At 67.0% G+C, this 12,333-nt stretch carries 13 protein-coding genes and 2 tRNA genes; 4 read left to right on the top strand and 11 right to left on the bottom strand.

Features of this window, described 5'->3' with window-relative positions; genetic code table 11:
* The first annotated feature begins 15 nt into the window (after positions 1-15).
* Complete coding sequence (gene pstB / locus CQ040_RS15500; protein WP_028503355.1) at positions 16-795, top strand: phosphate ABC transporter ATP-binding protein PstB; 780 nt, start codon at positions 16-18, stop codon at positions 793-795.
* A 74-nt stretch (positions 796-869) separates the two neighbouring features.
* Here the strand turns inward: pstB and CQ040_RS15495 are convergent, their stop codons facing one another.
* From CQ040_RS15495 to CQ040_RS15475, 5 genes are all read right to left on the bottom strand, one after another.
* Positions 870-1,754, bottom strand: a complete 885-nt coding sequence (locus CQ040_RS15495) for an aminodeoxychorismate lyase (protein ID WP_105528046.1) — start codon at positions 1,752-1,754, stop codon at positions 870-872.
* A gap of 172 nt (positions 1,755-1,926) precedes the next feature.
* The gene (locus tag CQ040_RS15490) at positions 1,927-2,556 is read right to left on the bottom strand and encodes a DNA-directed RNA polymerase subunit beta (protein WP_105528045.1); all 630 of its coding nucleotides are present in this window, start codon (positions 2,554-2,556) and stop codon (positions 1,927-1,929) included.
* A gap of 29 nt (positions 2,557-2,585) precedes the next feature.
* Complete coding sequence (locus tag CQ040_RS15485) at positions 2,586-3,380, bottom strand: anti-sigma factor domain-containing protein (RefSeq protein ID WP_105528044.1); 795 nt, start codon at positions 3,378-3,380, stop codon at positions 2,586-2,588.
* The gene (sigK, locus tag CQ040_RS15480) at positions 3,377-3,976 is read right to left on the bottom strand and encodes an ECF RNA polymerase sigma factor SigK (protein ID WP_181156998.1); all 600 of its coding nucleotides are present in this window, start codon (positions 3,974-3,976) and stop codon (positions 3,377-3,379) included. The genes CQ040_RS15485 and sigK overlap by 4 nt, the downstream gene beginning before the upstream one ends.
* Before the next feature lie 31 nt (positions 3,977-4,007).
* Positions 4,008-5,720: a cytochrome c biogenesis protein DipZ gene (locus CQ040_RS15475; protein WP_105528043.1), complete on the bottom strand. Its 1,713-nt coding sequence runs from the start codon at positions 5,718-5,720 to the stop codon at positions 4,008-4,010.
* A gap of 163 nt (positions 5,721-5,883) precedes the next feature.
* Between CQ040_RS15475 and CQ040_RS15470 the strand changes: the two genes are divergently transcribed.
* The 3 genes from CQ040_RS15470 to CQ040_RS15460 all read left to right on the top strand — a co-directional run bounded on the left by CQ040_RS15470 (position 5,884) and on the right by CQ040_RS15460 (position 7,506).
* Complete coding sequence (locus tag CQ040_RS15470; RefSeq protein WP_105528042.1) at positions 5,884-6,540, top strand: fasciclin domain-containing protein; 657 nt, start codon at positions 5,884-5,886, stop codon at positions 6,538-6,540.
* A gap of 134 nt (positions 6,541-6,674) precedes the next feature.
* Positions 6,675-6,747 (top strand) — tRNA-Lys (locus CQ040_RS15465).
* Between the two features lie 213 nt (positions 6,748-6,960).
* Complete coding sequence (locus CQ040_RS15460; protein WP_105528041.1) at positions 6,961-7,506, top strand: type 1 glutamine amidotransferase domain-containing protein; 546 nt, start codon at positions 6,961-6,963, stop codon at positions 7,504-7,506.
* A 9-nt stretch (positions 7,507-7,515) separates the two neighbouring features.
* On the opposite strand, the gene CQ040_RS15455 is transcribed toward CQ040_RS15460, so the two are convergent.
* The 6 genes from CQ040_RS15455 to CQ040_RS15425 form a co-directional block, all read right to left on the bottom strand.
* The gene (locus CQ040_RS15455) at positions 7,516-8,031 is read right to left on the bottom strand and encodes a CGNR zinc finger domain-containing protein (protein WP_105528040.1); all 516 of its coding nucleotides are present in this window, start codon (positions 8,029-8,031) and stop codon (positions 7,516-7,518) included.
* A 230-nt stretch (positions 8,032-8,261) separates the two neighbouring features.
* Positions 8,262-8,795, bottom strand: coding sequence for a DUF1697 domain-containing protein (locus CQ040_RS15445; RefSeq protein WP_105528038.1), 534 nt, complete (start codon positions 8,793-8,795; stop codon positions 8,262-8,264).
* Entirely contained in the window at positions 8,792-9,373 is a 582-nt protein-coding gene (locus tag CQ040_RS15440; protein WP_105528037.1) for an isochorismatase family protein, read from the bottom strand. The genes CQ040_RS15445 and CQ040_RS15440 overlap by 4 nt, the downstream gene beginning before the upstream one ends.
* Before the next feature lie 67 nt (positions 9,374-9,440).
* Positions 9,441-9,513, bottom strand: a tRNA-Thr gene (locus CQ040_RS15435).
* A 69-nt stretch (positions 9,514-9,582) separates the two neighbouring features.
* Positions 9,583-11,136, bottom strand: a complete 1,554-nt coding sequence (locus tag CQ040_RS15430) for an alpha/beta hydrolase (RefSeq protein ID WP_105528036.1) — start codon at positions 11,134-11,136, stop codon at positions 9,583-9,585.
* Positions 11,133-12,290, bottom strand: a complete 1,158-nt coding sequence (locus tag CQ040_RS15425; protein WP_105528035.1) for a DNA polymerase III subunit delta' — start codon at positions 12,288-12,290, stop codon at positions 11,133-11,135. The genes CQ040_RS15430 and CQ040_RS15425 overlap by 4 nt, the downstream gene beginning before the upstream one ends.
* Positions 12,291-12,333 lie beyond the last annotated feature (43 nt).

Below are 12,333 nucleotides of genomic sequence, written 5' to 3'. Positions count from 1 at the left end.
AAGCAAGGAACTGCAGTGTCCAAGAGCATTGAAGTCAACGACCTGAACGTCTACTACAGCGACTTCCTCGCAGTGGAGGGCGTCTCCCTCGACATCCAGCCGCGCAGCGTCACCGCGTTCATCGGCCCCTCCGGCTGCGGCAAGTCCACGTTCCTGCGCACGCTCAACCGCATGCACGAGGTCATCCCCGGCGCCCGCGTCGAGGGAGAGGTGCTGCTCGACGGCAAGGACCTCTACGGCCCCGGCATCGACCCCGTGCTCGTGCGCCGCCAGGTGGGCATGGTGTTCCAGCGCCCGAACCCGTTCCCCACGATGTCGATCAAGGAGAACGTCCTCGCGGGCGTGAAGCTCAACAACAGCCGCATGTCCAAGAGCGATCAGGACGCCCTCGTCGAGAAGTCGCTCACCGGCGCGAACCTGTGGAACGAGGTCAAGGACCGTCTCGACAAGCCGGGCTCCGGTCTCTCCGGCGGCCAGCAGCAGCGTCTGTGCATCGCCCGCGCCATCGCCGTGTCGCCCCAGGTGCTGCTGATGGACGAGCCGTGCTCCGCCCTCGACCCCATCTCGACCTATGCGATCGAGGAGCTGATCGGCGAGCTCAAGAACGAGTTCACCATCGTGATCGTGACGCACAACATGCAGCAGGCGAGCCGCGTGTCCGACAAGACCGCGTTCTTCAACATCGCAGGCACCGGCAAGCCTGGCAAGCTCATCGAGTACGACGACACGACCTCGATCTTCACCACGCCTTCCGTGCAGGCCACTGAGGACTACGTCTCCGGCCGCTTCGGTTGATCTGAAGCGCACGAGGAGCGGGCCCGGGAACTTCGGTTCCCGGGCCCGCTTCGCGTGTCGGCGGCGTCGAGGCCTCAGTCGCGGGGTGAGAGCAGGTAGCGGTTCAGGTCGGCCGTGAGGGTGTGGTCGACCGGGAGGGAGACACCGTCGAGGGCGGTGATCGCCGCGGCGAGGCGGACACTCGACACCAGCCAGGCCGCATCCGCGCGGGCAAGATCCGTCGCCGGGATTCGGTCGTAGCCCACCTCGAAACCCCGGGCGGCGAGGTGTTCGTACACGCTGAGCTGCGTCGTGCCGTGCAGGATGCCGCCGTTCGGTGCCGGTGTGACGAAACGGTCGCCGAAGCGGAGGATCAGCGATGCCGTCGGCGCCTCCAACACGAAGCCGTCGCTCGAGAGGAAGATCGCGTCGTCCGCCCCACGGCGGTGCGCCTCGCGCAGCGCGGCCATGTTCACGGCATACGACAGGGTCTTCGCCCCCAGCAGCAGCCACGGTGCCCGCTCGGCCGCACCCAGGTCGTACCCCCTGTCGAGGGTGACGACGCGCACCCCGTTTTCGCGAACTGCCGAGAAGTCGGATGCCGGTGCCGCCGTCACCCACGCGGTCGGGGTGGGCCCGTGCTCGACGCCACGGCTGAGGATGAGCTTGATCACGGACTCGCCCGCACCGAGCTGCTCTGCCGCCCGATCGACAGCCTGACGCCACTGCACGAGATTAGGAGCCGGCAGGTCGCAGAGCCGAGCCGAGTGCGCGAGCCGTTCGAGGTGCGCGACGACCTCCTGCGCGTGTGCGTCGACCACGCCGATCGATTCGAACACCCCGTCGCCGCGCTGCGTGCTCAACTCGCCGACACTGAGCGCCGGGGCCGCCGCATCCACCTGCGTGAAGGTGTCGCCGTAGTCGGTGCGCTGCTCGTCGGCAGCGACAGGATCGATCATCAGGGCAAAGCGCCGGGTCATGATCCGAGCCTAGAGGGCGGGAATACCCACGGCCGCATCGCGTTACAATTGAACGGCCGGGCCGCATAACCCCGGGCTCCATTTTTTGCCGCTTTGAGCGGCCTTCCGCCGTGAGGCGTTTTTGCGGCCCGGTCTTCTCATGCTCGGGCGATACCCACGACGGCCCGCAGGCTCAGGACAGGGCGTCCGTCCGCCAGAGCACGGCAGCGGCCGCGAGGTCTTGCCCGTAGCTGCTCAGTCGCAGCGCCCTCGTCGTCAGCTCGCTGGCTCGCGCGGGTTCGGTCAACTCGTAGTCGTCAGCGGTGTGAGTCGCCCCCGAAGCCTGCACGCGGCAGAATGCGGCGGCCCGGTCGAGCGCCACGGCGAAGTCACCGCGGAAAGCACCGCGCAGGATCGTGTCGATGAGCGCGACGAGTTCGTCCGGGCTCGCGGGCACAGGTGCCCCGGCGATGACCGCATCCGCCGACCTCAACTCGACGCGCCCCCGGTCGTACAACAGCGCGGCCGTGTGCGGATCACCATGGATCGCGAGCTGCAGCACGTAGAGGCGCCAGAGTGCACCGGGCAGCGTGCGCGAGGGCGCCTTCGACCACAGCTCGGCGATCTCGTCGATCCCGTGCTCGGAGGTGAAGGCCACGAGCCGCTCGGCACTCGCTCCGCTCTCGTCGGCGCGGACGCGAGCGAGCAGGGCGGATGCTGTCGCATGCGCGATACGCGTCTCCTCGGCAGGATCATGCGATCCCACGATGTTGTCGAAGGCACTCGTCGGACGGCGCACAGGTCGGTGGTACTGCTCGGGCATCACACCAGGCTACGCGCGATCCGTGACGCTCACGCCGTGGGGATGACGATGACCGGATCGGAGGTGGGCTGTCCCGTCGGGGATCCGCCGGCCTGCTCGACGGTCACCGCGATCGCGTCACCGGCCTGCATGTCGCCGGCGAGCAGCGCGGTCGCGTCTCCCCCATCGACGTCGAAGACGCCTGCAGAGACCGGGGTGTCTCCCCGCACGAACCAGAGTTCATAGGTCTCGCCCTCACCCGGGCTCGGGATGCCGTCGGCGACCAGTACGACCTTGCCTGTCGAAGGAGACCAGTGCGCCGTAGCCGTTCCTCCGTCGAGAGCGACAGTTGCCTGTGCAGCATCTCCCGCTGCTTCGATCTCCTGCAGGGCGACCACGCTCGCGGGACGATTCAGCTGTTGGTTCAGGGCGACGGCACCGATTCCGACACCGACCAGCACGGCCAGGCATGCCGCGAGGGCGAAGACGGTGCGCGCCCAACGGCGCTGCTTCGGCTTCGGAGTGGATTCGGGCTCGGAGTGGCTCGAGACGGCCTGGCTCTCGTCGACCGAAGAAGCCTCCGCCCCGGCGATGCCATCGGTGCCCTCGCTGCCATCCTGAGGCGTGCCGGCGATCTGCGCGAGCAGTGCGGAACGGATGTGCGCCGGAGCGACCACGGGCTCGATCGGATCGGCGAGCAGCGCTGCCGCGGCCGCATCCGTCTCGATCACGGTCTGCCACTGCGGATGCGCGGCGAGGGCCGCACGATAGCGGCGCTCGTCTTCTGCGGAGAGCGAGTTCAGCGCGGCACCTGCCGCGAGCTCCGCGAACTCCTTCTCGTTCATGCCGTCACCCCCATCGCCGTGCGCAGACGGGTGAGCCCGTCTCGCATCCGTGTCTTGATAGTCCCCAGCGGCGCTCCCACGAGGGCCGCGATCTCGTTCTGACTGTAACCGCCGTAGTACGCGAGGACGAGTGCTTCGCGCTGCGCCTCGGGAAGCCCCGAGAGCGCTTGCACGACCTTCCCTCCCTCGATCCCCAATTCGACCTGTTCCGCGACACTGTCGTGCGCGACGCCGATGTCCTTGAAGCCTGCTCTCACGTCTCGGTCAGCGCTCGACTGCGATGCTCGCACCCGATCGATGGCCCGGCGATGAGCGATCGTCATGATCCACGCTCGTCCCTGACCTCTGTTCGGAGCGAAGCGCGAAGCGGATTGCCAGATCTCGAGAAAGACCTCCTGGAGCACCTCTTCGCTCTGGGCACGGTTGACCAGCACCCGGAGGATGAGGCCGAACACCCGGGAGGAGAGGGTGTCGTAGAGCGCCGCGAAGGCAACCTGATCACCGGAGGCGACGCGGACGAGGAGGTCGGCGACAGCATCCTGCGTCGCCCCGTCCTCTGGAACGTCAAACCCATCGATGACCATCTCCACCAGCATGCCGCATCTCCTCCCCGATCACGTGCAGACGTCACCCGAATGTGAAGGAATAGACCTCGACGCCGGCGGGCACCTCGATGTCGAGAGCGCCTTCTGCGATGTCGCCCTGTTTGAGGAGCTCGTAGGAGCGGGGCGTGCCGTCGATCGCGATGGTCTCCGTAGACCCGTCATCGCGTCGCACCACGATGTCGCCCGACCCTGCGACCACCACCCGGACCTCCGCCGCGTGATATTCGAGGTTGATCCTCCCCTTGTCGCCGTCGGGCGTCGCGAACTGCGTCTCGATCTTCCAGTCGCCGTCGAGCGCGAAGCTGTCGGCCGGCTGGTCCTTCGGGAGCGCGTAGGTGCTCGTCCCCTTACGGTATTCGCCGTCTCCGCCGTAGTTCACGTCCTTGGAGGACCCGAGGAACGTCTCCCGTGTGGTCGATCCCACGTCGGGTGTGTCATCTTCGACATCCGTCGCAGCAGGCAGCTTCACCGACGGGTCCGCGTCCTTCAACAGCTCGCGGATCATGGACTCGGTGGCGGCGTAGTTGCCCTCGCCGAACGAGATGTGACGCACAGTGCCCTCGGCGTCGATCAGATAGTGGGCCGGCCAGTAGCGGTTCCGGTAGTTCGTCCACGTCGACAGGTTGTTGTCGAGTGCGACGGGGTAATCGATACCGAAGTCGCGGGCTCCTGCCGCCACATTGCCGGGATCCTTCTCGAACGCGTACTCCGGAGAATGAATGCCGATCACATCGAGACCCGCGTCACGGTAAGCCTTGTCCCAGGCGACGACATGGGGAAGAGATCGCTGGCAGTTGATGCACGAGTAGGCCCAGAAGTCGATCAACACCACCTGGCCCCGTAGGTCCTTCAGGTCGATGGCCTCGCCGTTCGGGGTGTTGAGCCACTCCTGGATGCCCTTGATCGAAGGCGCGGTGCCGCACGATTCGAGTTGCTCCGCACCGTTCGTGCATTTGTCGAGGTCCTTGTTCTCGTCATTGACCAGCCCACCGAGGTCGAGCGCGTCCTGCACCTGGTCGGAGTCTGCGATCTGCTCCTGCAGCGGCGCCGTGTAGTCGGGCAGCAGCCGCTGCAGGGTCTGCGGCACGTTGAAGACCAGCCCGACGGCGAGCGCGATCATGGCGATGCCTGCAGCGATGCGCAGCCCTCGCTCCTTCGACCGGAACGAGCGGATGCGCTCCACGACGCTGCGCCCGGCGAGCGCGAAGATCAGCAGCGGCACGGCGACGCCGATCGAGAACGAGACCGTGAGCAGTACAGTGCCGACGCCGATCTGTCCGGTGGACCCGGCGACGATGATCGCGGCCAGCACAGGACCTGCACACGGAACGAACACCGCGCCGAGTGCGAGACCGACGCCGAAGCCGCTCCCGCGGTTCTTCACCTCGCGCTGCCCGAACCTCTGGAAGGGACGTTCGAGGATGTGCTGGAAGCGCGGCACGATGAGGCCGACGCCGATGATGATCAGCACCGCGATGCCGACCCAGCGGATGATGTCCTGCGGCAGGTTCAGCAATCCGAGCAGCAGCGAGCCGCCCAGCGTCACGAGCGTGAAGCTCAGCACCAGACCCGCGATCACGAAGTAGGGCCTGCTGCGTCGTGCCGGCACCACTTCGTCTTCGTACCTCGCGGACTGCGCGCCTCCGGTGAGGAAGATCACGGGCAGGACGGGCAGGATGCACGGCGAGATGCCCGTGATGAGCCCGCCGAGCAGGCCGATGATGATCAGGTCCATGAGGTCCCCACTTCTGTCAGGAACTGTTCGCTCCACCCTCGTCATCGGATTGGATCGACCCGTCCGGAAGATTTCTCAGATTCCTTCCATCCGATCCCGGGAGTGCTCCGAACAGATGTCGACGCCACGGAGAGGCCGTGGCTCAGTTCTGAAGGAGCTCGACATGTTCAGCACCAAGAAGAAGGTCACCGCGGCAATCACCCTCGGCCTGGCGAGCGCATTCCTGCTCTCCGCCTGTTCCATGGGCAGCACCACTGCGGACGAGTCGACCGAGCCCAAGGCTCCGGAGACGTCGGAGTCGACGCCCACGGAGATGGACCCGGCGGCCAACCTCGTCGGCCCCGGCTGCGCGGCATACGCCGACGCCGTGCCGGACGGCGCAGGATCCGTCCAGGGCATGTCCCAGGACCCGGTGGCGGTCGCCGCATCGAACAACCCGCTGCTGACCACGCTGGTCGCGGCAGTGAGCGGAAAGCTCAACCCCGACGTCGACCTGGTCGACACGCTCAACGGCAGCGAGTTCACCGTCTTCGCACCGGTGGATGACGCCTTCGCGAAGATCGACCCCGCGACCATCGAGGCGCTCAAGACCGACAGCGCCACGCTGAGCTCGATCCTGACGTACCACGTGGTCCCCGGCCAGATCGAGCCCGCTGACATCGACGGCATGCACACGACCGTGCAGGGTGCCGACCTCGAGGTCACCGGCAGCGGCGACGACCTGAAGGTCAACGGCGCCAGCGTCATCTGCGGTGGAGTCCAGACCGCGAACGCGACCGTGTACCTGATCGACTCGGTCCTGATGCCCCCGGCATCCTAAGCCGGGACTGCCGGGTGGAGGACCCGGCACACGCCCTTCTCGGAGGCAGGGGGAGGAACTCCGGGAAGGATTGGGGCCGTCGGCGGTGCTGTGTCGCCGACGGCCCCTCGTCGTGCGCACTAGACTTTGATGAGGGGCCTCTAGCTCAGTTGGCAGAGCATCGGACTTTTAATCCGCGGGTCGTGGGTTCGAGCCCCACGGGGCCCACCGCATAGGCAGCATCTCGTCAGCCATGGCAGGGGCGCAGCGGACCCACCTGCTGGCGTTCGGCACCAGGTTTCGGGTCTTCTCTCCTGTCCCACCGGCTCGTCCCTGTACCACCGGCGCCTCGCATCGGCCACCCCCTTCACACCCGGCACGGCTCGGGAGAGTGTCGAGTCACCCCCGCACAGCGGGCGACTCTCCACGAAAGGACGAACGATGGCTCTCACCGGAAACCGAGTGGCATTCCTGGCGACGGACGGATTCGAGGACAGCGAGCTCACCAGCCCCTGGGAAGCTGTGACCGCCCAGGGTGCGAGCGCCACCATGATCGCCCCGGCCGGCGCGGCCATCACGGGCAAGAACGGCCACGAGCAGGCCGTCGATCTGTTGGCCTCCGACACGACGGCTGACCAGTTCGACGCGTTGGTGCTTCCGGGCGGCGTCGTCAACGCGGATCATCTGCGCCTCGACAAGGCATCCATAGTCTTCGCTCGCGCCTTCTTCGAACAGCACAAGCCCGTCGGTGTGATCTGCCACGGTGCCTGGATCCTCATCGAGGCCGACGTCGTCGACGGACGCACGCTCACCAGTTATCCGAGCCTGACCACCGACCTGCGCAATGCGGGCGCGACCTGGGTGGATGAAGAGGTCGTCGTCGATGACGGCCTCGTGTCCAGCCGCACACCAGACGATCTGCCCGCGTTCAACGCGAAACTCGTCGAGGAGATCGGCGAGGGGAAGCACTCCGGTCAGACCGCCTGAGATCGATGCTCAGGCACGCGCCCGGTGCCGACGGACTGCCGCGCGATTGGCGCAGCGCACGGAGCAGAAGCGCTGGCGACCGTTGCGGGTCACATCTGCGACGACGTTCGTGCACGGCGCGGCCTGGCAGCGTCCGAGCCTGCTCATCCCCCGCGTGACGAGGTGCAATGACGTGCCGAGGCTGATGATCGCCCTGAGCACATAGGGCAGCGACGGGACGTCGTCGCGATAGTGCAGGTGCCAGCCTTCGCCGTCGTGGTTGGTCAGGCGCGGGTAGGCGGCCGCACCGGCGAGCTGCGCGTTCAGAAGCTGCGCCCTCGCGTCGGGGTCGGCCTCGTCGACGATCAGGAGCCAGTCGTCGATGACGGCCCTGACCTTCTCGTGGTCGTCAGCGGCCGGCGGGAAGGTCTGCGTCATGCCGAGTTCGAGGGTGCGCTCCTCGATTCCGGCGCGGTCTCCCGGCCAATCGTTGGCCAGCGATGCGGCGAGCAGCACCGCATATTCACCGTAAGGGTTGAGATGCATAAGACCATTACATCACGCTGGACACATGACATCGTCGAACACGCTTCCGATCCCCCGCGTCCGCCCCGCCACGAAGACGCACGAGCACGCTTGGCTCGTGGAGTCGCGGCATCCGACGAGCGAGGGCATCGTGCTCTATGTGCAGTGCTCGGGCTGCAGCACCCGTCGTGTCGATCTGCAGCCGCACCCGAACATGCCGCCTCGGGCACTGAGCGCCGAGTCGGGAGGCGTCACTTCGTCAGTTCGATGAGTTTGCGGGTCGTGCGGAGGTTGCGAGCAGTGCCCGCGACCCCCAGTGCACGGTCCAGCACGGCCTTGGTGAGCTTGGTCGAGTGCACGCCGCCGCTGCCGTAGTCGATCCACAGATCATTCCCGACGAGGGCGAGACGCTCTTCCGGGAGGAGTCGCTGCTCCAGCGCCTCCAGCGCGCCGGCCGACGGTGTTCCTGCCAGGAACATCGCGTGCACGAACTTCACATCCCCTTCGGGGAACGGCTGTGCGGACTCGGACGCGACCAGCTGCGCATGGGCCCGGTGGATGACCGGGGTGTCGACGCCGAACTCCTCATGGATCGCGGTGCGAACACCGGCGCACGCGACTTCCGGATGCTTCGGCGTCTCGCAGATGATGTTGCCGCTGGCGATATACGTGGAAACGCCGGCCACAACGGTCTCGGACGCGAGCACCTCGCGGAGCCGTGCCATCGGCACGCTGTTGCGCCCGCTGACGTTCACGGCCCGCAGCAGCAGCACGCTGCGAGTCATGCGCCTGCACTCTCGGCAAGCTCCGCTCCCGCATGGACGAGCTCCGCCAGCGCCGCCTCACTCGGATCCTTCGCGACGCCTGCCACGAGGTCGGTCAAGATGCGGACGTGGACTCCGTGCGCGATGGCGTCGAGTGCAGAGGCACGGACACAGTGGTCTGTGGCGAGCCCCACGACATCGGCGCTGAGCACGCCCGCAGCGGTCAGGATCGCGCCCACGGTCTCTCCCGCCTCCGTCTCGCCCTCGAACATCGAATAGGCGGGTCTTCCCTGCCCCTTGCGGACGTGATGCGTCACGGCAGCAGTCACCAGGAGCGGATCGTATGCGGCCCCTTCGGTTCCCGCGACGCAGTGCACCGGCCAGGAATCGACGAAGTCCGGTGTCTCGGCGAAGTGCCCTCCGTTGTCGCCGTCCGCATCATGCCAGTCACGCGAGGCGATGATCACCTCGTAGTCGGCGGAGTTCGCAGCCAGGAAAGTGGTGATGGCGGTGGCGACCGCGTCACCGCCCGCGACGGCGAGCGCGCCACCCTCGGTGAAGTCGTTCTGCACATCGACGATGAGAAGTGCTCTGCTCATACTCCGAGCGTACGCCGCGGGGAACGGGAAAGGCCCCGTGATGTTCTTCACATCACGGGGCCTTCGGAGCCGCCTGTCAGAATCGAACTGACGACCTTCTCATTACGAGTGAGATGCTCTGCCGACTGAGCTAAGGCGGCGTGCGACGCGTGAGCGGCACGATCACCGATATTACCCTGTCTCGTGCTCGCTCGCGAATCGAGCCCGCCTCACTCGCAGCGGAGGCCGTCTTCGGGCACCACGTCGTCGAGCAGGAACGCTTCGACGGCGTCATCGACGCAGGCGTTGCCCTTGTTGTAGCCCGTGTGCCCTTCGCCGACACGAGTGATGAGGACACCCTCCTCGAGCTGCTTCGCCAGCGATTCCGACCACTCATAAGGCGTCGCCGGGTCGTTCGTGGTGCCGATCACCAGGATGGGCCCGGCACCCTCGGCCTTGATCTCGCCGCGGGTGCCCGTCGGCGGGTAGGGCCAGACCGAGCAGGAGTCGGGGCCGGTCCAGTACGGCGCGATGGTCGGGGCTCCCGCGGCGATCTTGGCATTCGTCGCGGCCTCGGCGGCCGGGTCGTTCTCCACCGGGTAGTCCATGCAGTTGTAGGCGCGGAAGGCCTCGGCGGAGTTGTCGGTGTAAGCCCCGTTCTCACGGCCGTTGTAGAAGTCGGCGAGGAAGAACGCCGAGGTGGGGTCGCCCTGGAGCGCCTCATCGAGCGCCTGGGTGAGATAGCCCCAGCTGTCCTGCGAGTAGAGCGCGGCGATGATGGCCGTCATCAGAGAATCCGCACCCAGCATGCGCCCGTCACCGCTCTTCAACGGCGTGCTGTCGACGCTCGCGAGCAGTGCCCCCAGGTCGGCCATTGCTTCATCGACCGTGCCGTTGAACGGGCACTCCCCGGAATCGAGGCAGTCCTGCATGTAGGCACGCAGCGCTGATTCGAACCCGAGAGCCTGAGTCGCGCCCACCTCGAGTCCGGGAACGGCGGGATCGATGGCACCGTCGAGGACCAGTCGACCGGCCTTCTCGGGGTACAGCTTCGCGTACGTCGCCCCGAGGAACGTGCCGTACGAGTAGCCGAGGTAGTTCAGCTGCTTGTCACCCAGCACCGCGCGGATCAGATCCATGTCGCGGGCGGCGTTGATCGTGGTGATGTACGGCAGGATGCCGTCGCTGTTCGCGTCGCACGCCTCGGCGAAGGACTTGTGCGAGTCGAGCAGCTCCGATTCCCACTCCGCCGTGCCGCGGGCGGCAGACGGGATGCCGTAGAGGTAGTCGTCCATCTCAGGGGCGTCATAGCAGGTCACTGCGGTCGACGCACCGACTCCGCGCGGGTCGAAGCCGATCACGTCGAAGTTCTCGATGAGGTCGGCGCCGACCGCGAAGTCGAGGCTGTTGAGGATCAGGTCGACGCCGCTGGCGCCCGGGCCACCCGGGTTCGTCAGCAGCGAGCCGACGGGTGTGCCCTCGGCGCGGTGCCGAACCACGGAAAGCGTGATCTCGCCCTTGCCCGGATCTTCCCAGTCGAGAGGCGCCGTGACATCGGTGCAGTCGAAGCCGACACCGCACTCCGTCCACTCCAGCTCCTGCGAGTAGAAGGGCAGCAGGTCTTCGGCAACACCCTCGGTGTCGGGGGCGCTGGTCGTCGCCGGCTTCGACGACTGCTCGGGGATCATCGCATACAGACAGCCAGAGAGGGCGACGGATGCAGCGGCCAGGCCCGCAACCACTGCGGCGGCGCGACGGAAGCGGGAAGTCGGTCGATTGTTCACGGTTTCCTCCCGCTCGTGATCGTCACGAGCAAGCTCTCCAGTGCGAGCAGAGGGGCGACGTTGCGCTCCAGTGACTGCCGCGTCTCGGCAAGGTGGTCAAGTACGACAAGAGTACGGGTCTCGGGCCAGGCGGATGCGAGGTCGGCCAGCTCGGGGCGCAATTCGCTGTTGATCAGGCCATCGCCCTGGCCGAACTGCAGCATCACGACGTCTCGGAACAGCGATTGCAAGTCGGTGAGCACACGGTCGATGCCGTCGCGAAGGCTGCGCGTCGCCCGCTTCTTCTGGTCGTCTTCGAGCGCGGACAGCTGGGTGCGCAGTGCCGGTGGAACAGCCTGCCCCTCGGCGATGCCGATCATGCGCAGCAGCGATGCCCGCTCCTGCGCGTCGCGCTCGGCCGTGAGCGCCTTCGCATCCTCCGTCGCTGCCTGGATGATGCGCCCTGCGACATCGACCGCGTCGCCGACGCCACGGACCCCGAGAACCGAGCGCAGAGTCTCGTCTCGCCGACGCCGAGCCGCGTCGTCGGTGGCGAGACGCTGGGCCATGCCGATGTGACGCTGTGCGTGCCTGGCGGCCTGCTCAGCGACACCCTCGTCGACGCCCGTGCGCATGGTGATGAGCCGTGCCACATCGGCGACATCGGGCTCACGCAGTCGCAGAGAGCGCACGCGAGAACGGATCGTCGGCAGAAGATCAGCCTCGCTGGGCGCGCACAGGATCCATACGGTCTGCTCCGGCGGCTCTTCGAGCGCCTTGAGGAGCACATTGGAGGTGCGCTCGACCATACGATCGGCGTCTTCGATCACGATGACCCGGTAGCGGCCGACGGATGGTGCGAAGTAGGAGCGTTCGACGAGACCGCGTGCCTCGGCGATCGTGATGATCACCTTCTCGGTGCGCAACGCCATGACGTCGGGGTGGGTGCCGGCGAGTACCTGACGCATGGCGGCCTCGTCGTCGGGCCTGTCGGCCACCAGAGCTGCCGCGAAGGCGTAGGCGAGCGTCGAGCGCCCCGATCCTGGCGGGCCGGTGATCAGCCACGCATGCGAGAGCGCGGAAGGATCGGATGCCGCGGCACGGAGCGTGTCGACGGCAGCGTCCTGCCCCCACACGTCCGCCCACGGGAACGGGGCGGGAGCGATCTGGGGCATGCACTCAGCCTAATCGGGACTGCCGACACCCCCGCACGGACCG

Source organism: Microbacterium sp. MYb54 (assembly GCF_002979515.1).
Lineage (GTDB): Bacteria > Actinomycetota > Actinomycetes > Actinomycetales > Microbacteriaceae > Microbacterium.
Note: the sequence above shows the minus strand (reverse complement) of the source record. Positions and strands in the feature narration are given on the sequence as shown.

What these genes read in the sequence shown, in the direction of transcription:
- CQ040_RS15495 (WP_105528046.1), bottom strand. Translation starts at nt 1,754, where the DNA reads ATGACCCGGCGCTTTGCCCTGATGATCGATCCTGTCGCTGCCGACGAG.
- CQ040_RS15490 (WP_105528045.1), bottom strand. Translation starts at nt 2,556, where the DNA reads ATGCCCGAGCAGTACCACCGACCTGTGCGCCGTCCGACGAGTGCCTTC.
- CQ040_RS15485 (WP_105528044.1), bottom strand. Translation starts at nt 3,380, where the DNA reads ATGAACGAGAAGGAGTTCGCGGAGCTCGCGGCAGGTGCCGCGCTGAAC.
- sigK (WP_181156998.1), bottom strand. Translation starts at nt 3,976, where the DNA reads ATGCTGGTGGAGATGGTCATCGATGGGTTTGACGTTCCAGAGGACGGG.
- CQ040_RS15475 (WP_105528043.1), bottom strand. Translation starts at nt 5,720, where the DNA reads ATGGACCTGATCATCATCGGCCTGCTCGGCGGGCTCATCACGGGCATC.
- CQ040_RS15470 (WP_105528042.1), top strand. Translation starts at nt 5,884, where the DNA reads ATGTTCAGCACCAAGAAGAAGGTCACCGCGGCAATCACCCTCGGCCTG.
- CQ040_RS15460 (WP_105528041.1), top strand. Translation starts at nt 6,961, where the DNA reads ATGGCTCTCACCGGAAACCGAGTGGCATTCCTGGCGACGGACGGATTC.
- CQ040_RS15455 (WP_105528040.1), bottom strand. Translation starts at nt 8,031, where the DNA reads ATGCATCTCAACCCTTACGGTGAATATGCGGTGCTGCTCGCCGCATCG.
- CQ040_RS15445 (WP_105528038.1), bottom strand. Translation starts at nt 8,795, where the DNA reads ATGACTCGCAGCGTGCTGCTGCTGCGGGCCGTGAACGTCAGCGGGCGC.
- CQ040_RS15440 (WP_105528037.1), bottom strand. Translation starts at nt 9,373, where the DNA reads ATGAGCAGAGCACTTCTCATCGTCGATGTGCAGAACGACTTCACCGAG.
- CQ040_RS15425 (WP_105528035.1), bottom strand. Translation starts at nt 12,290, where the DNA reads ATGCCCCAGATCGCTCCCGCCCCGTTCCCGTGGGCGGACGTGTGGGGG.